Here is a 23,298-nt window from a genome sequence, read left to right as displayed (position 1 = left end):
TTGGCGTTGGCGTCCACATGGACCAGCTTCCGTTGTCGACCCATCTCGGACGCTCGTTCGCACATGCCGTCAACGGCAGGTTGCAGAGGTACAACGGTCGTATTCTTCGTGAACTGACGCGCAGTGCCTTAGGTTCATTCTCACGGTGAAACGCCGAACAACTGAACGACCACACCGCGCAACCAGCGATTCCCGGCCTCCTGGTGATACCGCGGATGCCAGTGTTGCCTCACGGCAAACCCATCCACGGGAATCGGGCACGAATGAACGGCCAGATCGTTGGCCTGCGCAAGCGTTTCGCCGATGTGACGAGGCAGCGTGGCGACCAGATCGGTCGTCTGGACGATCGTTCCGAGCCCGAGGAATCCGGGCAGTTGCAGCACGACGTCACGCTCGATCCGCTCGCGCGCCAGCGCCTGTTCGAGCAGTTGCGCACCGGTGCCCGATTCGATCGCGACGTGCCCCTCCGAACGGTATTTCTTCAACCCGAGCCGTCCGCGAACGCGCGGATGATGGCGGTTGGTCAGGCACACCCAGTCTTGTTGATAGAGCTGCTGCTGGTAGATGCCGCCGCTGAGCCAGGGCACATAGCCGATCGCGAGGTCAGCTTCGCCCGACTCCAGCGCACGTTCCGTGTTGCCGTCGATTCCCGCCGCCTCGAGCCGGATACCGGGCGCCTGCGCGCGCACATGCGCGAGCAGGCGCGGCAACAGCGTAATGTGGCTCGCATCCGTCATGCAGATGCGAAAGCGCCGCTGCGCCGTTGCGGGATCGAATGCGATCTCCCACGCAACGAAGCGCCTGAGCGATTCGAGTATCTCGCGGCAAGGCCCGATCAGCGCGTCGGCTTGCGGCGTCGGCGCCATGCCGCCAGGCGTGCGGATGAAAAGCGGGTCCTGCAAGTGCTCGCGCAGCCGCCCGAGCCAGATGCTGATGGTCGGTTGGCTCTGCCCCAGTTGCTCGGCGACGCGCGTGACGCTGCGCGTGTCGTAGAGCAGGTCGAAAAGTTGCAGCAGCTTCAGATCGGGTAAATCGAGCGGCATCATGGATCGGCTGGCATTATTGTCTGGTGCAATGGTGTCATTGTAGTCATTGCATTGCCGATATGGGTGCCAACTCCTATCGTGTGCCTACACGTCAAGGAGAAGCCCTGTGAAGATTGCGATTCTCGGCGCCGGCGCACTAGGCTGCGCGATCGGCGCCACCCTCACGGACGGCGGCCACGAAACCTGGCTGCTGGACCGTTCGCCCGTCCATGTCGAAACGATGCGTCGCGACGGTCTGCAGGTCGACGACGAGAACGGCACGCGCCGCGTCCCGGTGCAAGCCGCGACCCAGGCGAGCGACGTCGGCGTGGCCGACGTGGTCGTTGTGCTGGTCAAGTCCTTCCACACCGACGCGGCGATGCGCGGCGCACTCGCGCTGATCGGGCCCGAAACGCTCGTGCTGTCGCTGCAAAACGGACTCGGGCACGAAGACGTGCTCGCCGATATCGTGGGCCGCGAGCGGGTGCTTGCAGGCAAGACGTATGTCGGTGGCGTGTTGCGCGGTCCGGGGCATGTCCAGTCGGGCGTGACCGGCAAAGCGACCTATATCGGCGAACTCGATGGGCAGATCACGCCCCGGGTGCAGGCGATTGCCGAGGCTTTCAACGCCGCCGGGCTGATGACCACGGTTAGCGACAACATCATGGGCACGATGTGGGACAAGCTGCTCGTCAATGTCGCTACGGGCGCGATCACGGGCATCACACGTCTCACCTACGGTCAGCTTTATGACGAGCCGTTGTTGAAGGCGACGGCGCTCGCTGCCATCGGTGAAGCCATGGCAGCCGCACAGGCGGCGGGCATCGCCTTGTCGATGACGAACCCCGAACAAGTGTGGACGCTCGCGGCCGAAGGCCTCTCTCCTGCGTTCAGGACGTCGATGCTGCAAAGCCTCGAAAAAGGCTCCGTCACGGAGGTCGATTTCATCAACGGCTCGGTGGTGCGCTGGGGACAACGGCTCGGCGTGCCGACGCCCGTCAACGCGACGCTGGTGGCATGCATCAAGGGCATCGAACGCGCGATGGCCGACGAACAGCGCAAGGAGGCAACCGTATGAGCGGCTCGAAGGCTTATCTGGAGCACGTCGCGATCTGGGTGAAGGACATCCGGTGGCATATCCGCTTCTTCGAAGACGTGCTCGGCATGACCCTGCGCGAAGTCGACGGCACCGTCGAGGCGCCGCGTCAGTACTGGACGCTCGGTGGCCTGCAGTTCATTCATGCGCCGCAACACGAAGGGCCTGAAGGGCGCCTCGCGCATCTTGGCGTCATGTGTGAGGACCTGGAAGCGGCATTGGCTGTGGCCCCGGCCTATGGCGTCAGCGAGATGCCGCAGGGTCGCAACTGGTTGCGCCTGCCCGACGGCCTTGCCGTCGAACTGATTCAGGCGAGACCCGCGTCGTGTGTCGCGCAGGCGCTGAGCATCAACCCACGCGCGGAGGCATGAGCATGATGATCATCGACAAGTACTGGGACGACGCCCGCGAAGGCGACGAGTGCGTGAGCCCGAACTACATCGTGACGAAGGAGCGCATTCTCGCGTACGCCGACCTCACGGGCGACCATACGCTCGTGCACGTGGACGAAGCGTATGCCAACGCGAGCCACTTTGGCTGTCTCGTCGCGCATGGGCTCTTCGGGCTCTCGATTGCGGACGGCCTCAAGACTCAGAGCGACTATCGCTTCCTGCCCGGCATGTCACTCGGGTGGACTTGGGATTTCCTGCTACCAATCAAGGTCAACGATGTGCTGCATGTGAAGTTTCGCGTTGGCGCGATGCGGCCGAGCAACAGCCGCCCCGGCTGGGGCATCGTCGTACTGGCATCGGAGCTGATCAATCAGGATGACCAGGTAGTTCAACGCGGCGAGCATCGTCTGATGGTGCCGCGCCGGCCGGGAGCGTTCTGATGCAGGCCCGTCCCCTCGAAGGCATCCGCGTCGTCGACTATAGCCACTTCCTCGCCGGTCCCTACGTGGGCCGCTGCCTTGCGGCGCTCGGCGCCGAAGTCATCAAGGTCGAGCGTCCCGGCAGCGGCGACGCGGGACGCCAGCACGCGACCGTGCTCGACGACCAGCAAAGTGGCTATTTCCTGCAATTGAACATGGGCAAGCGCGGCGTCAGCGTCAACATGAAAGACACGCGCGGCAAGGACTTCATGCGCCGCCTGTGCGACTCGGCAGACGTGTTCGTCGAGAACTACCGGCCCGGCGCGCTGGATAAGCTCGGGCTGGGCTATGAGGCGCTATCCGCGCGCAATCCGGGCCTCGTCTACTGTTCGATCTCCGCATACGGCCACACGGGACCCGATGCACATCGTGCGGGCTTTGGCCTGATCGCGGAGGCGAAGAGCGGCATCATGCAGATGGTCGGCACGCTGGGCGAGCCGCCGCCGCTGCTGCGCATTTCGCTCGGCGACATGTATACGGGCATCCACGCGGTGGCGGCAATCAATGCTGCGTTGCTCGGGCGCGTGAAGAGCGGCCGCGGCCAGCACATCGACATGGCGCTGTACGACACGCTCGTTTCCATGCACGAGTATGCGGTGCAGTGCTACACGCTGCGAGGCGTGCTGCCGGAGCAAACCGGTCACGACATGCCGACCTCGACGCTTTATGGCGTGTTTCGCGCAGCAGACGGCGACCTCGTGATCGCGGCGCAAGTGGACGATGCATGGAAGCGCCTCGCCGCGCTGATCGAAACGCATGGCGGCCCTGCTGGATTCGGCAGCGATGCGCGCTTTCACGATAGTGTGGGCCGCAACACGCACCGGCAGGCGATTCTCTCCGTCGTGCAGCCGTGGGTTGCAGCACGTCCTGTTGAGCAGGTGATCGAACTGCTGGATGGCATCGATGTGCCTTGCGCGAAGGTGCAGCGCATCGACGAAGTGCTGGACGATCCGCAGATCCAGGCGCGCGGGATGGTGGTCGAGCAGCATCATCCGCGTTACGGAAAGCTGCGTCTGCCCAATCTGCCATTTCGCTTTTCTCATTGCGACACGACCATTCGCGACGTCGCGCCCGATCTCGGGCAGCACAACACGGAGGTTGCACAATCGCTCGGCTTTTCCGCCGCCGAAATCGACGCGATGCAAACCGAAGGCGTTCTCTACTCGAAGTGAGGCACCATGACTGACCAGTATGCCGTGATCGGCAACCCGATCGGACACACGAAGTCTCCGCTGATTCACGGCCTGTTTGCCGAAGCGACACAACAGGCGATGTCCTATGTCGCGATCGAAGGTCCGCTCGATCCTGACGATGGCTTCGCTAGAGTTGTGCGCGAGTTCGCCGGCGAAGGCGGCAAAGGCCTGAACGTCACCGCGCCGTTCAAGCTGAAGGCCTTCGCGCTCGCCAACGAACGCAGCGAACGCGCGGCATTGGCGGGCGCCGCCAATGCGCTCAAGTTCGAACATGGCAGGATCATCGCCGAGAATTTCGACGGCGTTGGCCTGTTGCGCGATATCGAAGTGAATCTCGGCGTTCCGCTCGCTGGCAAGCGCGTGTTGCTGCTCGGTGCGGGCGGCGCCGCGCGTGGCGCGTTGCTGCCGTTTCTCGCCGCGGGTCCCGTCGAACTGGTTATCGCCAACCGCGACGTGGCCAAGGGTGAGGCGCTGGTTGGCCAGGTCGGTTCAGGTGGCGCTGCACTGCGCGCTCGCAGCTATGGCGATCTTCCCGCGATGGGCCGATTCGATCTCGTGGTCAACGCGACTTCCGCGAGCCTGACGGGGGAGTTGCCACCGGTCCCGCCGAGCGTGTTCAGCCCGGCAGGCACCGCGTATGAACTTGCGTACGGCAAGCGCCTCACACCGTTCCTGCGGCTCGCGCGCAACGCAGGCGTGCATGGCGTCGCTGACGGCGTCGGCATGCTGGTCGAACAGGCCGCCGAAGCGTTTGCATGGTGGCGCGGCGTGCGTCCGCAAACTGCTGCGGTCATCGACCGTCTCACGGTGCCGCTCGACTAATTGCGCAAAGGAGAACCCGATGAAAATCGTCCTGATGCTTCATGGCATCAATCACAACATGTTCGGCAAGCGCGACCCGCGCAGTACGGAACTGTGACGCTCGCCGATATCGATGCCAGGCTTCACACGCTGGGCGAAGAACTCGGCGTGCAGGTCGAATCGTTCCGGACGAACAGCGAAGCGGCGATGTGTGAGCGTGTCCATCGCGCTTACGAAGACGGCAAGGACGCCGTGCTGATCAACGCTGGCGCGTGGACGCACTACAGCTACGGCATCCGCGACGCACTTGCAATCCTGTCCTGTCCTGTCGTCGAGCTGCATATGTCGAACATTCACGCGAGGGAGCCGTTCCGGCACCATTCGGTGTTCGCCGATATCGTTAAAGGGCAGATCTGCGGGTTCGGGATCGAGAGCTATCTTCTAGCACTGCGGGCGGTCCATGCGGAGATCCGTGCTTGAGTGGCGCGCGTGAATCGCAATCCGGTTACTTCCGCGGCGGTAAGTGATACGGCGAATGACCGCTCGCGATTGCAGTAAGGACCGTCAAACGTCACTGAATCAATGCTCATTACTGGCTGATAGGGGCCGGCAAGCGACCGCTCACCGGCCGTCACTTCATCAAACTTCGGTCTGCTCCGCCATCTCGAGGGCGTCGTCGACTTCAATGCCGAGGTACCGAACTGTACTTTCCAGTTTGGCATGTCCGAGCAGCAGCTGTACTGCCCGCAGGTTCTTCGTTCGCCGGTAGATTAGCGAAACCTTGGTGCGGCGCATCGTGTGGGTACCGTAGGCGGTGTCGTCAAGGCCGATTGACGCGATCCACCGATGAACCAGCCGGGCATATTGCCGTGTCGATAAGTGCGGCGAGTCGTGAATTCGGCTCGGGAACAGGACATCAGTTGTGCGCAGTCCCTCGTGCCTTATCCATGCCGCCACGCTCTCGCGAGTCTGTTCGGTAATCTCGAACTGTACAGGCCGTTGGGACTTTTGCTGCATGATCGTTGTGCGGCTGGCGACGTGTTCGCCGTGACACACGTCACACACGCGTAGCTTCGTCAGATCACACGCCCGAAGCTTGCTGTCGATGGCGAGATTGAACATTGCCAGATCTCGCACACGGGACGAAAACTCCAGGCGCACGCGTATCGCCCAAATTTCTTTCTGCTTCAGCGGCGGCTTCTGACCTGTCAATCTCCCATTGTTCCACGGTACCCGCGATGGCCCCGTGTTCGTTGATGTTCCCGTGACAATCTCCTTTCACTTGAAGGGAGATCCAGTCTGAGTCCGGAGTAACGGGCGCTACCCGACCCATCTCTGCCGCTGCATGCCTCATCATGTGAACGGCCGCTTTCGAGGTGCAACAGCCATGCCGCTGGCCTTTGGTGCGCGAGCCTCGACGTTGTGGCTTCATGCAAACGCGAGCCACAGCACGCCGACCGCGATCGTCAGCACTGTCAGCGGCGCGCCGACCCTGAAATACGTCCAGAAGCTAATTTCGACCTTCTGTGCGCGTGCGCCCTGCACGACGATCAGGTTAGCGACCGAGCCCAGGATGGTGAAGTTGCCGGCGAGCGTGGAGGCCATCGCCACGGTAAGCCAGGCGTGCTGCGGGTTCCGCAGATGCTCAATGAACGGCTTGAGGATAAGGACCGCCGGCACGTTGCTGACGATATTGGAAAGCACGGCGGTGACGCCACCGAGGACCGGCAGGCTGTCGAGATGGGTGCGACTAACCGCAGCTATGAGTTGCGGCGACAGTACGGCTTTCTCGAGTCCGGCGACCACGACGAAGAGCCCGGCGAACATAATCAGCAATGGCCCGTCGATCTCGCGGTAGACTTTCGCGGCCTTCACCCGTCTCGTGATCAGCAGCAGCGCGCCTGCGACGATCGCCACCTTGGGTGCCGGCAGGCCGGCGAAGAATCCGACCAACATCGCGAGCGTCGTGCCCACCGATTTGATCACCAGTGGGCGATTCTCACGGGAGGGTTCAGGCTCGGCGTGGAGCCTGTCACGGGTGAAAAACTCGCCACGAAACGAGAGCATGATCAGCGCTACGGTGAGCAGCAGGCCGATGACGGCGATCGGCGCCAGCGTCGCGGCGAACGTCCCGTACGGCACATGCGACAGGCTGCCGATAATCATGTTTTGCGGATTGCCGGTGATGGTCGCGGTGCTGCCGACGTTCGACGCCATTGCAACCGCAAGCAGGTAAGGTACCGGGTTGCGTCGCAGTTGCCTGACGAGCTGGAGCACCAGCGGCGTGAGCACTAGGCAGACTGTGTCGTTGACGAGAAACGCAGAAAACAGACCTGAGACGAACGTCACCGCTGTCAACAGGATGATCGGATGGTGCGCGCGTGTCACGACCCAGCCGTTAAGCAGCCGGAAGAAACCCGACAGCCGCAGGTTCGCCACCACAATCATCATCCCAAGCAGCAGAGTGATCGTGTCGAAGTCTATTGACTGATACGCTTCCGGCAGCGTCAGGATGCCGCAGGCAACTATCAGGCTCGCGCCGAGCAGGGCCGCACCTGCACGGTCAAGATGCAGGCCGGGGATCCTGCCGACGGCAACGACCAGATACGTGGCGAGGAATATGACGATGGCCGCGAGTTCAGGCGCGGAGCGAAACATGGCAATGCTGGCGGTGCGTGCCTGTCCGGGATCGGTCCGCCAGAAGAGATAGATGGCAAGCCCGAAGAAGGCGACAGCAAGACTGAGGCCGAGCGGGCCGGCGTAGCGCATCCGACGCGGCCTATCCGCTGGTTGGGACGGGATGGTCGGCCGGCCATTGGGCGGGCTGCTCTTGATTGGCATGGTGGAATTTTCCGGCAACGGCGGCAGAGCTGCCCTTGGTGAAAGTTAGGCGTTGGCAATCATACCGTCCGCCAAGGCGTCGAAACAGCATCGGCCCATGCGGTCTACCGATCTGCGTTTCGACCGACTTGATTCGCACCGAGCGTCCGGTACGTGAGCGGATCCGACAATCGAATGTCCGCCTGGGAGTGAGGTCGAACGGCTGTAGATGCCGCCGACTGCCGCCGGGCGCGGTCAGCTGCAACTGACCTATCATGCACTCATTTCTCTGGATGAATGGTTGGATGCGACCCGAGGGCAAGCGTTTTTGAAGCAGGTGGCAACGGCGAATTCCGAGGCGCAGCTATATCTGAAGGATAACGAGAAGCCGAAACCGGTAACGGATGCGCAGATAAAGTCGCGTTGCGACGAAAGTCGGGGCGCTCGGCAGGGACGAGTACAAGCTGCGTCTGATCGTCGTTAGGGATGGCGCGGCGGCTGCGACTGTTGTTGAGCGAATTGAAGGTCGGCAAGTCATTTGCAGGGCTTCAACGTCAGTACAGTAGGGTGCGGGCGAACTGTCGTGGGTCCGCTTCAAAACGCCGCTGGCGGAGGGCGAGATATCGCGCCTGCCAGTCGCGATCGCACAGGCGCTTGGGAAAATGCCTGTTGGCGCTGTCACTCCTGAGTCGATTTCGATCGACGGCGGACGGGCAACGATGAAGCTCGATGCGAAGTGGCCGACGCAGATGCCGACGTTCAGCCAGGCGCAGACGACGATCCGTCAGCAACTCCATACACTCACGCTGGAAAAGGCGGGTGCGCAGTGTGCTGGCGGTCCGTTGAAGAGGGCGGCGATTCAGCAACCGAACGTTGCACGACCGAGGCGAGATGCGGCGTATGAATGCGAGATAAACGCAGTAACGTCAGATCGACTATCCTCTCGCCAGCTTGTCTTCGATATCGATGGAGACGCACATTAGCGGGGTGCCGCGAGCGGGAGAGTCAGGTGGTTCGAGTCGCAGCAGAAAGTCGAAATATCGTTCCGTGAGCTTCGCGAGTTGTTCCTGTACCGCGCCAAGTCGGATCAGGCATTGGGCGTCCCAGTTCATGCCCACAACCAGTTCGCTTGTCTCGCCGTTCCACTCGCTCATGAGAATTGCGGCGGCGCGCGCGTTTTCCTCGGCGAACCGTTCAACGCGCTGCTCAATGTAGCGCACGTCGTCGCGCATTAGCGTGCCGGAAACACGAAGCGAAACGGCATGCGCGACCTCGTCGTGCCGGAGGTAAACCGAGGCGATGCCGCCCAGATGGCGAGATACGCGATCGAGCTGCTCGTCCTCAAAATCGTCTTGCACGGCGAGCGCACCGCTCAGGACGTACGGGGCTGGCTCTTCCATTTTGAACCTCCGGGATTGGATTTGCCCAGCACGGCGGATAGCGCTGGCATGTCGGTACACTCGCGCTCTAGCTCGCCACCGGTCGAAATTGCTCGAGAATCCGCACCTGGCGCTGTAGAAAGGCCTCCAACTGGACGTGCTCATCGGCAAGTTCTTTGAGCAACTCCACGTGCAGGGCGAGGCCGAGTGGCACACACGATGGCTCTCCGTAGCGCACTCGTCTGAAGATACTGCCGGTCCGTGCCCATTTCTGGGAGAATTCCCCAAGTGCGTTCTCGACGATCTCCGCTTCGTTGTCGGTCAGTACGCCGCGAATGCGGATGACGAGCGAATGCGTGACGGCATCTGTCGCGAAATAAATGTCGGCAGGGTCGGCAATCGTTTGGGCGAACTGCTGGGCGTGGTAGTGCCGGAAGTTGTCCAGGACGGACAAGGCACCGCAGATTTCATAGGTGAAAGGCATAGTGCCTCCGGGATGAGGGACCTACCGTCTTTGGGACTCGTCGCATATCCCCGCTACCATCGGTAGTCGGTTGATCACATTCACTAGGATAGGTTCCAATTGGACATATGTCAACGAAAAATTACCAAACGGACATATTTTGTGTCCGACTAAAATTGGAGCGGAAACGGCTCGGCATGAATCAAACGGAGTTCGCTGCAGCGGGTGGCGTGCTTCAGCATGCCCAAGTCAACTACGAGAAAGGGGCCAGATACCCTGACGCCAGCTACTTGGCGGGGATCGCCGAGGCCGGCGTGGATGTCCAGTATTTGCTGACCGGTCGGCCATCTGATTCCGTCACGCTTGCTCTCACCGTCGACGAGGAGAGACTCCTAGCAGGCTTCCGTGAATTGAAGACTCGAGAAAAGCGGGGTGTGTTAGCCCTGGTGGGTGCGATCACCGGAACACCATCCGACGATCAAGAGAATGGTATCGGCGAGACGTAATTGTGATTTCGGTAGCCGTGTTGGCGCATTGTCGAAAACGCGATGGCCGGCGGTCGAATGATCAATTGCCGGTAGGCGTCCGCCCGCTCGTGAAATTGCACGGATCACCCCCGACATTACCGCATGCCAACGATCGAGCTTGAACAGTATGGTCGATGGAGCGTTGCCTCGACTTGGGCTTCACCCCGATATCCGCTCGATGGCGCTCCTTCTCGACCATCGTTCCGTCCGCGGCATTGCTGACGCGCCGCCAATTGCGGACATGGCGCCCAAAGCCGGCGCAAGCCTATCCTGCAGTCACTCATTTTTCATCTTGTTTTCTCTGCCGAGGGTGACTTCCGTATGCGCTATGTGCAAGCCATGCGCATTCTGAAATCGCGTCCGTGTAATTGCCGTGTGCGGCGCGTTTGATGCAGCGGTGTGAAGAAGTGAGCCCCGCATACACGATCGCATGATCCCGAGCGCATCACGTTTAAACGCTTGGAGAATGCCTGAACGCATGTCTTGAGCGATGGTGCGTCCGACGCACCGCGTCGCGTCGTGCCGGTGGTACTCGAGTTTGGTCCGCAGTGGCGCGACGGCGAATGTCTGCGTAACGCCGGTGCACGCGTGTAGCGCTGGCGTTGAAAGGGCCGGGCAGAAGAGGTGAATGCCGAGTGCGCGCCGATGGCATCGAATGCGTTCTGGATTGCTCTTCAGCGCGAATCGACGGGCAGCAGTGTTCACTGCAATTCGTGTCCATACGCGCGCGAATGGGAAGTCAGATGAGGCGTCTGGCGAGAAAAAAATATTTCTTGTTCCGTCATATTCCTATGTATTCCTCTGCATTCCGTTTGCTTCGAAAACGACATAGAACGAGGGTTGACGGAGCGTAAACGCGTGCGCAAGATGCAGTGAAGGGTGTGCGTCGGAGGTCGTCATGTCGGTTGCCAGAAGATTTACTCGAGGACAGTGGGCAGCGTTCGGTCGTAGGCTGGATGCGCTGCCGGAAAAACCGAAAGACGCGCAACCTGTCAAGGTGGGGGACGGTGTCAAATCTATACAGACACAGATCGTGGCGGCGCGGGAGAAGGGATATACGTTGTATGAACTGATAGAGCAGGCCGCGCAAGAAGGCATCGACGTGAATCTAAATTCGCTGAGATATGCGATGCGCCGTGCGGACGGAAAGGGAAGAGTTCGGCGAGGCAATCGAGACACGGCACGAGAGCAGGCGACAGCGCCTGCTCGAGGCAGGAAGTCAGCACGGGCCAATGCGTCACGCGATAACCCGCCGCGCACGGGATTGCAGCAGAAAGAGAACACGGGGACAACCAGGCCGGGGCAACAGGTACAGGGCTTTCTTGGATTTCCGATCAGCCCGGATACCGAGAACTTGTAGAGGTCTCACATGGCAAGGCAAAATCCCCCCATCTATATGGTTGGTGGTAGCAAGGGTGGTGTCGGCAAGAGTTTTGTGACGCTGGCGCTGGTCGATTACTTTCGACGCACGGATTTCAACGTCGTGCTGGTGGAGACGGACACGTCCAATCCTGATGTCATGAATGCGGTCCATGCCGAGATCGAGTGCGCGTCATGTAATTTGGACGACGTCAGCGGCTGGATCGACTTTGTTGACTTCTGCGATACCCACCGGGATGCGGTCGTTGTCGTCAACACGGCAGCCCGGAGTCAGGCGGGTGTCGAGCAGTACGGTGGAACGCTCGCTAGCGCGCTCGATGAGCTCGCCCGGCGTCTGGTCGTGTTGTGGGTCATCAACCGGCAACGCGATAGTCTCGAATTGCTGCTCAAGTTCGGCGCGACGTTCCAGAACGCAATCACGCATGTTTTGTGCAACGGTTACTTTGGTTCACCGGAGAAATTCACCCTTTATCGGGACTCGCAATTACGCAACGCAGTTGAAGCACAGCCGCCGATTTCGTAGGGGTAGTTTTGGGGGTAGGTCGCAGGCTATGAAACGAGATACCCCAGAGTCCCCGCCGAGAACGCAATTCGCAATGCCAGGTCAGGCATGAAGGCCGTCACGCGCTTGTAACGGAGCGCGCAGAAATTAAAAAGTAATCCGAAGTGTTACGCGCTCTTGAAAAATTGACAGCCATAGGCACTTCAGTATCGATCTTTCTAGATTTTCCTTGACAAGGAAGCGCGTTCGGGTCCCGCGTAGAAATACGCCGCATGCTTACAGCATGCAGATTTGACCAAAGTCTACAGTCCGACGGTAGACGTTCCTGTTCAACCAGGGCACGAACGTGTACTCGTCGTACGCGTTGCTGCCCATATAAATCCAGTTGCTGAGAATGTTGGACATGACCTTCTCCCACTCTTTCCGACGCTAACGGGCGCCACGCTGGCTTCGCGGCAAAAGCCGCCGCAAGCCTGGTTCACACATCTTCTGATGCCATCCCGGGCTGCTACTCGATCACCAGGAGTCGAGACCTATCGGATGGCTCCGTTGTTTGTACATGATGACTAAGATAGGCATGGTTGCAAAATAATGCAAGGGGATTCGGACAGCACACCCATTGACTTCGGTCCCCAAAGGCGGGGCCTCGATCGCCCGAGCCGCTTGCAGGCCCAGGAGCCGCCTTCGGCTTCTAATCGTGGGTTGGTACCTTGCGCATCACCACGCGAAGGCAGGGAATTCCCTCTCTTTTTTCTTTTTTCTATTTTTGTATCATGACCTAACTTTGGTAATATTTTCTACGAAGGCGCCGCGGGAAGCGTTTGCAACCAGGTCGCCAATTGACGATTCAGGAGTTCAGCCATGGATGAAGCCACGCGCAAGGCGTTCGCCGAAGACGGCGCCGTTCTGGTCAAAGGTCTTCTCAGCCAAGAGCAGTTGGCCCGGTGCCGGCAGGTCTTCGATTGGGGCATGGAGAACCCCGGGCCCATGGCCTGCAGCCTGTTCGAAGGCACTGTGCACAAGACCCACAATGACAACGCCAATCCGTTTGCCAAGGGCCGCCTGGATGAACTGGCCGGTGAATTGCCATTCGGCCGATTGTTCGCAGACTTGTGGGGATCGGATCGCGTCTGGTATTTCGCGGAGGAACTGTTCTTCAAGAGCGGAGGCAGGAGCGGTCGTTCGCCGTGGCATCAGGACACTTCCTACCTGCCATGGGAGGGCATGCACTTTGGCAATGCCTGGATCAGCTTCGAGGCCGTACCCAAACAAAATGCGCTTGAGATCGTCCGAGGATCGCATCGAGGTCCGCGTCACGACGGCACGACCTTTCAAAATGCCGACGATCCGACTGATCCTCTGCATGGCGGCGACGTCTGGCCGCGTCTGCCGAATATCGAAGCTGAACGCCGCGATGATCCGGCGGCCTACGACATCATTTCCTGGGCAACGGAGCCAGGTGACGTTTTGCTGCTGCACCCGGGCGTGCTGCACGGCGGCGGCGCGGTCGACACTGCGTTTCCGGATCGACACACGCTTGTGCTGCGCTTCTTCGGCGACGACGCAGTTTTTAGTCCGCTGCCGCAACCGAGCGTCTCTGGCTTCACGCCCGCTGGGGTCTTGTTCGTCGAAGAGCTTGCCGCGTTGAAAGCAGGGGATCCGTTTCGCGCACCGTGTTTCCGTCAACTCGTCTGACCAAAGAGGCCACCGTCATGACAATGTCCACTTCGCGGCAATCGATCATCCCGTCACCGTTCCAGGCGTTCTACGACGCTTATCATTTTTCACCCGCGACCCGTGTGGGGAACACGATCTGGGTCTCCGGCCAGGTCGGCATCGGCCCCGATATGAAACCCGGCGAGGGCATGCCTGCGCAAGCCCGTATCGCGTTCGAGTCCCTCAAGGCGGTGCTCGAGGAGGCGGGCGCGAGCCTTTCCGATGTGGTGGAGCTAACCACTTTCCATACGGATTTGCGCGGCGAAATCGAAGCCTTTTCGGCGGTCAAAGACATGTACTTCCCCGCACGCTATCCGTCGTGGACAGCGGTCGGCGTAACACAACTGGCGCTGCCCGAGTTGTGCATCGAGATTCGGGCGGTGGCCGTGGCAGGGTGCGGCGAGGCCTGAGCAGTTCATCCCTGACGCGTCAGGATTGAATCTATCAATACGTATTACAAATCAGAGTGGAACCGGAAGGAGAGTGATGATGAGAAAGCACACCATCGGAGCCGTGTCGGCCATTGCTTCTGCGCTACTGCTTGTGGCCGGCGCGGCCATTGCGGCGGATTTCACGCCGGACGGCGGCGAGCGCGCGGCGAGCGCGGATGGCGCTGTGCCGGCTTATGCCGGGAAGCAGCCGCCCGAGGCGGGCTGGTCGTACGGGAAGTTTCGCGGCGACTTCTGGAAGCACAAGGGCGAGAAGCCGCTTTACACGGTCGATGCGTCGAACATCGACAAGTACGCGAACATGCTGACGCCGGGCCAGATCGCGCTGCTCAAGCAGAAGAAGGGCTATCGGATGGACGTCTATCCGTCGCATCGCGAATGCCAATTGCCCGATTTCGTCGCGCAGAACTCCAGTGCGAATCTGACGACGGCCAAGCTCGATGCAGCGGGCGAGAACGTGCAGACCGCGGTCCTCCCGGGCGTGCCGTTCCCGCAACCGAAGAACGGCGCCGAGGCGATTCAGAACTACTTGCTGCGCTACCGTGGCGAGGGTCTCGAATGGCCGCAGATGGTGACGACCGTGGCGCCGGCTCCGGGCGGCGGTAACTGGATCGACGCGATCAGCGCGCAGAACGTGTATTACCCGTGGAGCAAAGCGGGCAAGACGTCACCTCAGGACGTCGACCAGTTCGCCCAGGGCGCGTTCTATCAGGTCAGCTCGCCACCGGCGCTGGCCGGACAGGCCTACGTGGCGCGCAACTATTTCAACAAGGACGCGGAGACGTATTACTACTTCCCCGGGCAGCGGCGCGTGCGGCGCATGCCGGCCTATACGCACGATGCGCCGGTCATCGGCATGGAGAACCAGTATCTGATCGACGAAGCCAACATGTTCTACGGCTCCATTGACCGGTTCAACTGGAAGCTCGTCGGCAAGAAGGAAATGATCGTGCCGTACAACGCGTTCGGCATGTACAAGTTCAACGAGAAGTTGCACGACGTCTTTACGCCGGACGGCATTGCGTCCGACAACCGGCGTTATGAAGTGCATCGCGTGTGGAAAGTCGAGGCGACACTCAAGCCTAGCGCTCGCCACGTTGCATCGAAGAAGGTCTTCTATCTGGACGAAGACAGCTGGCTCGCGCTCGTCGGCGAGGACTACGACGCACAGGGCAAGCTCTGGAAGGTGCGCGAGAGCTACCCGATTCCGGTGTGGGAATTGGGCGGCGCGTGCGATAACGAGCCGTTCGTGCAGTACGACCTGAACAACGGACGTTACCTCTCCGACCAGTCGACGATCGGTCAGGGCAAGGATATTCACTGGTATCAGAAGGTCGAAGATCCGCGCTTCAAGGTCGACTTCTTTACGGCGGAATCGCTGCGCTCGGTCAGCGAACGCTAAAACCCGTAGAGGACGGAGCCGGCGTCAGCACGCAAAGACGGTGCGCGCCGGCAACCATTGCAGAGGAGAGCAGACGTGATGAAAACAACTAAAGTACTCAGGCCGACGATAATTTCGCTCGCTGTTCTCGGAGCGGTGGCGCCGGCCGCCTATGGCTACGATTTCACGACCGGTTTCAATGACCTGACTGGCTCGGTGGTAACCAACGTCACGGCAGGTATAGGCATTCGTACGAAGAACCCGAGTTGCTCGCTCACAGGGGACCCGAACGCATTCGGCTGCGGCGCAGCCGCCAATACCGCCCAGTGGGGCGTGGGCGACGACGGCGACCTCAATTACCGCAAAGGGCAGGCCTACAGTGCCAACATCAGCGCAACCAGCGAGTTGCTGCTGAAGATGCCGAGCAATGGTCTCAAGTTCATGATTCGCGGCACCGGCATGTACGACTTCCTGGCCGGCAATACGAACCGCACGCCGCTGTCGAGTACCGCCTCCGCGCAAGTCGTCTACAACTTGCAACTGCTCGATCTGTGGGGCGAGAAGGATTTCACGATCAACGGGCGGAACGCGCATGTGCGCCTGGGCAACCAGGTAATCAACTGGGGCGAGAGCATGTTTGCGCAGGGAGGCATCAATGCCACGAACTCCCTCGATGTCCAGAAGCTGCTGATTCCGGGCTCGCAACTGAAGCAGGCGCTGCTGCCCGCGCCGATGATCAGCTTTGCCGCCGATCTTTCTCATGGTTTCAGCACTGAGGATTACTATCAATTCCAGTGGAACGGAAACCGCTATCCGCCGGTGGGTTCGTACTGGTCGGTGTCCAATAGCCTCGGGCGCGGGACCGGTCCGTATACGGTGAGTACGACCAATTTCAACACGGGGGGGCCCAGTGCGGGCACGATCGCGGGATCGGCCAGCGGCAACCAGGGCGTGCTCAACGGGATCAATACCGGGCTCGTCAACGGCGCGTATGCGGGGCCGCCCTTCAACGATATCGGCCTGCCCGTTTCGTGGCAGGCACCGTCGAAGTACCACCCGCAGTTCGGCATGAAGCTTAACTTTTCGCCGCGCTCCTTCGATGCGAACTTCGCGCTCTATTACGAGAACTACACCGACAAGTCGCAGGTGCTCACGGCGGCGGCCAACGGGACGCTGAACTGGTCGTATCTGCAGAACCGTCAGTTGTTTGGCGCGAGCGCGAATTTCGGCATCGGCAGCTGGGCGATCGGCACCGAACTGTCGTACCGCCCGCGCGATGCCGTGGCGCTGTCGAGTTGTTATGGAGCAGGCGGCCCTCTCGATCTGAACACCAACGGAGTGGCCGGCGTGAATTGCCAGCAGTGGGCCGACGAGAAGAAGTTCCAGTACGACATCAACGGCCTGCTCGCGCTCACGAAAAGCGAGTATCCGTTTCTCAAGCTGCTGGCGGCGGACTCGGCGACGCTCACCTGGGAACTCACGTGGATTTACTACCCCGGCCTGAGTTCGCACGGCGTCACGCGCACGGTCGACGGCCAGACGGTCACGCAGGTACCGCAGGCGGGCTATCTGCCGTGGCTGAACTACAACTCGGGCACGGGCTACCCGATCGGCATGGCGCAGGGCAGTTCGAGTTCGGTTGGCGCGACGATCGACTTCAACTGGACCTATGACGGCACGCTGATCCACGGCTGGCAGGTAACGCCCGGCGTGACTTTCTCCGATGCGCTCTACGGCTATACGCCAACGCTCACTGCGAATTACATGCAGGGTGCGAAGTCGATGAACCTCTACGTGCTGTTCAACCAGAACCCGACCGTCTGGCAGGCGGGCATCAATTACACGATGTTCTGGGGCGGGCACAACACTGTGGGTAATCCCTACGCGGACCGCAACTTCGTCGGGATGTTCGTGACCCGGAACTTCTGACCGGAAACGTCGAGAGACTTGAAGAGGTGATGTCGTGTTGCAACGTTTAGTCAAGACGCTGGAAAAATTCTTCTTCGGCCACCGTGCGCTCGTGCTTGGCGTGATTGTCGTGTTTACCGCCGTGATGGCGGTATTCGCGGTGCAGTTGCGCATGGACGCGGGCTTCGAAAAGCAGATGCCGATCGGCCATGAGTACATCCAGACGTTCCAGAAGTATCGCAACGATCTGCTCGGCGCGAACCGGATTACGGTGGTCGTGCGCGCGCGCAAAGGGTCGATATGGACTCCGGAAGGATTGACTCGCCTGTACAAGGTGACCCAGGCCGTCATCTATCTGCCGAATGTGGATCGCGTCGGCGTGCGCTCGCTGTGGACCCCGAACGCATTCGTCAACGAAATCACCGATGAAGGTTTCCGCGCCGAACCGATCATCTCCGGCACGATCACGCCCGATCAACTGACTCCGGCGATCATCGCGAAGATCCGCCACGCGACCACGGAGGGCAACTATATCGGCACGCTGGTCTCGCATAACGAAGACAGCGCGATGATCACCGCTGAACTGAACGAGCGCGACGCCAGCGGCAAGGTGCTCGATTACGTGGCGTTCAATCACACGCTCGAAGCGAAGATCCGCAAGCCGTTCGAGGACGCCGGCTACGAAGTACAGATCATCGGCTTCGCAAAGCAGATTGGCGACATTGCCGATGGCGCAACGGGCGTGCTCGGCTTCTGCGGCATCGCGCTGCTGCTCACCGGGTTTGCGGTCTACATGTACTGCCACTCGGTACGCCTGACCGTGCTGCTGATCTTCTGCTCGCTGGCATCGCTGGTCTGGCAGTTCGGCACCCTGAAGCTGCTGGGCTTCGGGCTCGATCCGCTCGCGGTGCTGGTGCCGTTCCTGGTGTTCTCCATCGGTGTTTCGCATGGCGTGCAGCAGGTCAACTTCATCGTGCGGCAGATTGCGCGCGGGCATAGCTCGTACGATGCGGCGCGCCATAGCTTCAGCGGCCTGCTGGTTCCGGGCGTGCTCGCGCTCGTCACTGCGTTCGTGTCGTTCGTCACGCTGCTGCTGATCCCGATCCCGATGGTGCGTGAGCTGGCGATCACCGCATCGCTGGGCGTGGGCTACAAGATCGTCACGAACCTGATCCTGCTGCCGGTCGCGGCGTCGTGCTTCAATGTCAACCAGGCATACGCCGAAAAGGCGCAGAAGCGTCAGGCGCGGCGCTCGGCGTTTCTGCGCCCGCTCGCGCGGGTCGCGCAACCGGGGGTTGCGGAGGCAACGCTCGCAGTGGCGCTGGTGGTGTTCGCGCTGGCAGCGTGGCAGAGCCGCGACCGCGTGATTGGGACGCTGCAGCCCGGCGCGCCGGAATTGCGTGAGAACGCGCGCTTCAACCGCGACGCAACTTCCATCGCCAGTCACTACGACATGGGCCTTGACTGGCTGACGGTCGCGGTCGAGTCGGACAGCAAGGCTTGTGACAACCCGGCGGTCGGCTTGTACGAGGACGATTTCACGGCTGCGATGCGCACCGAGCCGGGCGTGGTGTCCGCACAGTCGTATTCGGCATTGCTGCGCACTTACAACCAGGGCTACAACGAAGCCTTCCCGAAGATGAACGTGGTGCCGATCGCCCCCGAGAACTACGGTGCGATGTCGGTCGATGTCGGGCGCATCAAGGGGTACATGAGGAACGATTGCAGCATGACTGCGGTGCACCTGTTCCTCACCGATCACAAGGCCACCACGATCAACCGGATCCTCGCGGACGTGAAGCAATACGGCGCGTCGCACCCGTTCCCCGGCATTCACCTTCGCCTGGCGGCGGGCAACGCGGGCGTGCTCGCGGCCACCAACGACGAGGTGGAGAAGAGCGAGCTGCCGATGATGCTGTACGTGTACGCGGCGATCGTCATTCTGGTGTTCCTCACCTATCGCGACTGGCGCGCAATGGTGGCGTGCTGCGTGCCACTCTCGGTGGCGACCTTCATTGGCTACTGGTTCATGAAGGAACTGAAGATCGGGCTGACGGTGGCCACACTGCCGGTGATGGTGCTGGCGGTGGGCATTGGCGTGGATTACGCGTTGTACATCTACAACCGGCTGCAGATGCACCTGGCCGACGGCGACCCGATCCTCAAGGCCATGGAGCGCGCGCTCGAGTTCGAGTGCGTGGCGACGATCTTCACGGCAATTACGCTGGCGGTGGGCGTGGCGACGTGGAGCTTCTCGGCGCTGAAGTTCCAGGCCGACATGGGCAAGCTGCTCGCGTTCATGTTCCTCGTGAACCTGCTGATGGCGATGACGGTGCTGCCGGCGCTGGCCTCGGTGCTCGAGCGCTGGTTCCCGCGCCGTAAGCCTGCTCGCTCGCCGAGCGTGCTGATCCACTGACGCGAGCAGCCCAACTACAGAGAAATAGTCATGATCAAGTCGCTTTTTGCCGGAATCGCCCTTGCCGCGGCGACGGTATGCGCAGCCCCGTCGGCTTTGGCCCAAGCCGACGGAACGATCGCAACGTGGTCGGCGAAGCCGGCGCACGTGTGGGCGGCGCCGACCCACATGATGCTGATGGACGCGACACGCGCGGGCCCACGCATAGTCGCCGTCGGTGAGCGCGGCCTCGTTTTGCTGTCGGACAACGACGGCAAATCGTTCCGGCAGGCGCACAGCGTGCCGGTTTCGGCAACGCTTTCGGCGGTCAATTTCACGGATGCGCAGCACGGCTGGGCCGTTGGCCAGTGGGGTGTGATTCTCGCGACGACTGACGGCGGCGAAACCTGGCAGAAGCAGCGCATGGACATCTCGGTGGACCAGCCGCTGTTCTCAGTGCTCTTCACGAGCGAGAAGGACGGCATTGCAGTGGGCCTGTGGTCGCTGATGCTCGCCACGCACGACGGCGGCAAGACGTGGACGAAGGTGGCAGTGCCCAAGCCGCCGGGCAACGGCCGTGCGGACCGTAACCTGTATCACATCTTCGCAGACCGCTCGGGAGCCCTCTATATCGACTCGGAACAGGGCATGGTGCTGAAGTCGACAGATAGCGGCGCGAACTGGAGCTATCTGGCGACGGGCGGCAAGGGCACGTTGTGGACCGGCGTAGCGCTCCCCGACGGGCGGATCGTCGTGGGCGGGTTGCTCGGCAGCCTGTATCAGAGCAGCGACGGCGGGGCGACGTGGACAGCGCTGAACGCTGGCACGAAGAGTTCGATCACCGATCTCGTGGCAACCCGAAACGGACTGATGGGCGTCGGGCTCGACGGCCTCGTGCTGCGGCAACGCGAAGGCGGCATGTCGTTCGAGGTTCAACAGCGCGACGATCGGGCGACGCTCACCGCCGCATTGATCGACGGCGCCGGCAAGCCAGTGCTGTTTTCGCAGGACGGGGTGCTGACGGCCCACTGAGGAACACCCGTCTCCATGGTCGTAAATCGTTCTCCTTATTAGCAGGGAAGAGAGAGGGGAGAAGCAATGAAACTGAATTGGGCATCGAAGATGGATCGAAAACGTAAGCCGGATACGCAGACCCGGCGCCAGCTGCTGCGTTTTACGGCGATGGGCGCGGCGTCACTGGCGGCCGGCGGCATCTCGCTGGCACAGGCCGCCGTAACGAAGCCCACGAATGGCGACATTCTGGACGTCGCGATCATCGGCGCGGGTCTCGCTGGATTGACCGCGGGCCGTGACCTCAAACTGGCCGGATGTGATTCGTTTGTCGTGGTCGAGGCACGTAACCGCGTGGGCGGACGCACCTATAACCATGACCTCGGACACGGCGTCGTTTCTGAAGCCGGAGGGCAGTGGATCGGTCCCGGCCAGACCGCGATTTTCGATCTGGCGCGTCAACTCGAGATCGATACGTTTCCGAGCTGGTACACGGGCAAGACCGTCGTGATTGCACAGGGCGCTACGGTGGCCCAGGATTTTCACGGCGGCACCGGGGGTGACGACACGATCGGCAACCGGCTTGCGGAACTCGCGCGCGGGGTGCCTTCCGGCGCGCCGTGGAAAGCACCGCATCTGGCGGAACTGGACAAGCTCTCATACGGCGAGTGGCTCCTGCAGCAGGGCGTGAAATACGAGGACGGCTACTTTCTCGCGTTAGCCGCGAAGCTGACCACGGGCGGTGCGCCGGCGCAGCTGGGTCTGCTGCATTACTTATCGATGATCAACAGTGCGGGTTGCAACTACACGCAACTCGAGGCGTTCAAGGGTGGCGCACAGGAAACGCGCATTGTCGGCGGCTCGCAGCGTCTGTGCATCAAGATGGCCGAGCAACTCGGCGACAAGGTTCGTCTGTCCTCGCCTGTGCGCAAGATCACCGGCTGGGACCGAGATGTCGTCGAGGTACACACTGATCAGGGTGTGATCAAGGCGCGTCGCGTGATCGTCGCGATGAATCCGGCGCTGTGCAACCAGGTGGTGTTCGATCCGCCGCTGCCCGGCGGGCGGGCGCAGCTACAGCAGAACTGGCCCACGAATGCCCCGATGCGCAAGACGGTTCACGTTTACGACAAACCGTTCTGGCGCGACGCCGGCTACTGCGGGACGATCTTCCAGGTCGGTGGCCCGGTTTTCATGGCGTACGACAACTCGCCTCCCGATGCATCGCTCGGCGTGATCGCTGCGTTCGTCGCGCCGGGGATGTTGCCGGACGATTCCACGATGGCCGGAAAGACGCTGTCGGCCACGTTTGCCAAGGCATTCGGCGACCGCGCGCTGCGTCCGTCGCAGTTCCACGACTACGACTGGGGCCGGGTCGATCCTTGGACCTTGCATTGCATCAATCCGATGCCGCCGGGTTTCTGGACGAAGTGGGGCAAGTATTTGCATCCCGAAGTGGGGCGCCTGATCTGGTCGGGGACCGAAACGGCCGACATCTGGGCCGGCGCGATGGACGGCGCCGTGCGCTCGGGCCACCGCGCAGCCTTGCAGGCGCTGGCCGGTTTCACTCGACGTAGCGAGGTGGCGTGAATGAGGCGGGTATGGATCGTGGGCGCAGCTGTCGTGCTGGCAGGCGTCGCGGGCGTGGGCGCGCTCTACGGGCGCGATTATCTCGACGGCATGCATTATGAAAAGGCGATGAGCGAGATCGACAAGACGGAGGTGGCCAACGGAGGCCCCTGGCCGCAACCGCAGGAGACCTGTGTCTTCTGTCACGGTGCGCACGGCCAGTCCGTCAACGCCTGGTATCCGGCGCTGTCTGGACAGCCGGAGGCTTATCTCGTCGCCCAGTTGCATGCGTTTGCCGGCGGGCAGCGACTCAACCCTTACATGGGTGCGATTGCGCGGGAACTGACAGACGAGCAGATCCAGTCGCTGGCTACTTATTTCGCGCGGCAGACGCCGGCTCAAAGCGAAGCGGTGCGCGCCGAGGCGGCACTCGAAAAGCGCGGCATGGAACTCGTGGCGGCTAAAAGCTGCCAGGCCTGCCACGGGGCGTCGTTTATGGGCCGCGATCAGGTGCCGCGTTTGTCGGGCCAGGGCGCCGCCTATCTCGCGAAGCAGCTTGTTGCCTTCAAGACGGGTGAGCGTCATGACCCGAGCGGCGCCATGAACGGGATGGCGGCCTCCCTGTCGGGCGCGGACATCCAGGCGGTGGCCAGCTACCTCGCGAGCTTGACGCCGGGTGGCAGTGACGTCCGCAAGCAATAGCTGCCATGGTGTAACGGGCAGGAGTAGTGGAGAGACAGGGGAATACCCTGTCTTTTTTCAGCAGCTTAAATTTGGCAATATGACCTAAGTTTTGTATTGTGTTCTATTAA

20 protein-coding genes and 2 pseudogenes are annotated in these 23,298 nt (G+C 61.4%); 17 read left to right on the top strand and 5 right to left on the bottom strand.

Translation table 11 applies throughout. The annotated features are described in order from the left end of the window. Positions 1 to 140 precede the first annotated feature (140 nt). On the bottom strand, positions 141 to 1,046 hold the full coding sequence (locus QZM67_RS21640) for a LysR family transcriptional regulator (RefSeq protein WP_301806560.1): 906 nt from the start codon (positions 1,044 to 1,046) through the stop codon (positions 141 to 143). 106 nt (positions 1,047 to 1,152) lie between these two features. On the opposite strand from QZM67_RS21640, the gene QZM67_RS21635 reads away from it, so the two are divergent. The 6 genes and pseudogenes from QZM67_RS21635 (at position 1,153) to aroQ (ending at position 5,466) form a co-directional block, all read left to right on the top strand. Further along, positions 1,153 to 2,103, top strand: a complete 951-nt coding sequence (locus tag QZM67_RS21635; RefSeq protein WP_301806730.1) for a ketopantoate reductase family protein — start codon at positions 1,153 to 1,155, stop codon at positions 2,101 to 2,103. After that, on the top strand, positions 2,100 to 2,492 hold the full coding sequence (locus tag QZM67_RS21630) for a VOC family protein (protein ID WP_301806559.1): 393 nt from the start codon (positions 2,100 to 2,102) through the stop codon (positions 2,490 to 2,492). The genes QZM67_RS21635 and QZM67_RS21630 overlap by 4 nt, the downstream gene beginning before the upstream one ends. A 2-nt stretch (positions 2,493 to 2,494) precedes the next feature. Continuing rightward, positions 2,495 to 2,953 carry a MaoC family dehydratase gene (locus tag QZM67_RS21625; protein ID WP_301806729.1) on the top strand — a complete coding sequence of 153 codons (459 nt, stop codon included), beginning with the start codon at positions 2,495 to 2,497 and terminating at the stop codon, positions 2,951 to 2,953. After that, positions 2,953 to 4,164: a CaiB/BaiF CoA-transferase family protein gene (locus QZM67_RS21620; protein ID WP_301806557.1), complete on the top strand. Its 1,212-nt coding sequence runs from the start codon at positions 2,953 to 2,955 to the stop codon at positions 4,162 to 4,164. Before QZM67_RS21625 ends, QZM67_RS21620 begins: the two co-directional genes overlap by 1 nt. 6 nt (positions 4,165 to 4,170) lie before the next feature. Next, on the top strand, positions 4,171 to 5,007 hold the full coding sequence (gene aroE, locus QZM67_RS21615; protein WP_301806556.1) for a shikimate dehydrogenase: 837 nt from the start codon (positions 4,171 to 4,173) through the stop codon (positions 5,005 to 5,007). A 19-nt stretch (positions 5,008 to 5,026) separates the two neighbouring features. Continuing rightward, positions 5,027 to 5,466 (top strand): annotated as a pseudogene (gene aroQ, locus QZM67_RS21610) (type II 3-dehydroquinate dehydratase). A gap of 159 nt (positions 5,467 to 5,625) precedes the next feature. Here the strand turns inward: aroQ and QZM67_RS21605 are convergent. The 4 genes from QZM67_RS21605 to QZM67_RS21590 form a co-directional block, all read right to left on the bottom strand. Continuing rightward, on the bottom strand, positions 5,626 to 6,258 hold the full coding sequence (locus QZM67_RS21605) for a tyrosine-type recombinase/integrase (RefSeq protein ID WP_301806727.1): 633 nt from the start codon (positions 6,256 to 6,258) through the stop codon (positions 5,626 to 5,628). Between the two features lie 156 nt (positions 6,259 to 6,414). Next, positions 6,415 to 7,827 carry an anion transporter gene (locus QZM67_RS21600; protein WP_301806554.1) on the bottom strand — a complete coding sequence of 471 codons (1,413 nt, stop codon included), beginning with the start codon at positions 7,825 to 7,827 and terminating at the stop codon, positions 6,415 to 6,417. Between the two features lie 914 nt (positions 7,828 to 8,741). Next, complete coding sequence (locus tag QZM67_RS21595; RefSeq protein WP_301806553.1) at positions 8,742 to 9,206, bottom strand: hypothetical protein; 465 nt, start codon at positions 9,204 to 9,206, stop codon at positions 8,742 to 8,744. A gap of 67 nt (positions 9,207 to 9,273) precedes the next feature. Beyond that, positions 9,274 to 9,669: a hypothetical protein gene (locus tag QZM67_RS21590; protein ID WP_301806551.1), complete on the bottom strand. Its 396-nt coding sequence runs from the start codon at positions 9,667 to 9,669 to the stop codon at positions 9,274 to 9,276. Between the two features lie 176 nt (positions 9,670 to 9,845). Between QZM67_RS21590 and QZM67_RS21585 the strand changes: the two genes are divergently transcribed. The 11 genes and pseudogenes from QZM67_RS21585 to QZM67_RS21535 all read left to right on the top strand — a co-directional run bounded on the left by QZM67_RS21585 (position 9,846) and on the right by QZM67_RS21535 (position 23,188). Next, positions 9,846 to 10,154 (top strand): helix-turn-helix domain-containing protein, encoded by a 309-nt coding sequence (locus QZM67_RS21585; RefSeq protein ID WP_367620450.1) that lies wholly within the window; start codon positions 9,846 to 9,848, stop codon positions 10,152 to 10,154. A 919-nt stretch (positions 10,155 to 11,073) separates the two neighbouring features. Beyond that, positions 11,074 to 11,535 (top strand): hypothetical protein, encoded by a 462-nt coding sequence (locus tag QZM67_RS21580; RefSeq protein WP_301806548.1) that lies wholly within the window; start codon positions 11,074 to 11,076, stop codon positions 11,533 to 11,535. 9 nt (positions 11,536 to 11,544) lie between these two features. Next, positions 11,545 to 12,063 (top strand): annotated as a pseudogene (locus tag QZM67_RS21575) (protein mobD); the annotation flags it as partial. 855 nt (positions 12,064 to 12,918) lie between these two features. Beyond that, on the top strand, positions 12,919 to 13,752 hold the full coding sequence (locus QZM67_RS21570) for a phytanoyl-CoA dioxygenase family protein (protein ID WP_301806547.1): 834 nt from the start codon (positions 12,919 to 12,921) through the stop codon (positions 13,750 to 13,752). 17 nt (positions 13,753 to 13,769) lie between these two features. Beyond that, positions 13,770 to 14,183, top strand: a complete 414-nt coding sequence (locus QZM67_RS21565) for a RidA family protein (RefSeq protein ID WP_301806545.1) — start codon at positions 13,770 to 13,772, stop codon at positions 14,181 to 14,183. A 76-nt stretch (positions 14,184 to 14,259) separates the two neighbouring features. Beyond that, complete coding sequence (locus QZM67_RS21560; protein ID WP_301806543.1) at positions 14,260 to 15,624, top strand: DUF1329 domain-containing protein; 1,365 nt, start codon at positions 14,260 to 14,262, stop codon at positions 15,622 to 15,624. Between the two features lie 78 nt (positions 15,625 to 15,702). Beyond that, positions 15,703 to 17,532: a DUF1302 domain-containing protein gene (locus QZM67_RS21555; RefSeq protein ID WP_301806726.1), complete on the top strand. Its 1,830-nt coding sequence runs from the start codon at positions 15,703 to 15,705 to the stop codon at positions 17,530 to 17,532. Positions 17,533 to 17,566: 34 nt separating this feature from the next. Next, positions 17,567 to 19,927, top strand: a complete 2,361-nt coding sequence (locus tag QZM67_RS21550) for an RND family transporter (RefSeq protein ID WP_301806540.1) — start codon at positions 17,567 to 17,569, stop codon at positions 19,925 to 19,927. Positions 19,928 to 19,957: 30 nt separating this feature from the next. Next, the gene (locus tag QZM67_RS21545; RefSeq protein ID WP_301806539.1) at positions 19,958 to 20,938 is read left to right on the top strand and encodes a YCF48-related protein; all 981 of its coding nucleotides are present in this window, start codon (positions 19,958 to 19,960) and stop codon (positions 20,936 to 20,938) included. A gap of 90 nt (positions 20,939 to 21,028) precedes the next feature. Further along, a complete protein-coding gene (locus QZM67_RS21540; RefSeq protein WP_301806725.1) occupies positions 21,029 to 22,507 on the top strand; it encodes an FAD-dependent oxidoreductase in 1,479 nt (492 codons plus the stop codon). Then, complete coding sequence (locus tag QZM67_RS21535) at positions 22,508 to 23,188, top strand: cytochrome c (protein ID WP_301806538.1); 681 nt, start codon at positions 22,508 to 22,510, stop codon at positions 23,186 to 23,188. The last annotated feature ends 110 nt before the right edge of the window (positions 23,189 to 23,298 follow it).

It is taken from the genome of Burkholderia sp. AU45251 (assembly GCF_030482905.1).
In the GTDB taxonomy this organism is placed as follows: domain Bacteria; phylum Pseudomonadota; class Gammaproteobacteria; order Burkholderiales; family Burkholderiaceae; genus Burkholderia; species Burkholderia aenigmatica.
The sequence above is the reverse complement of the archived record's forward strand: the minus strand, read 5'-3'. Positions and strand labels throughout refer to the sequence as shown.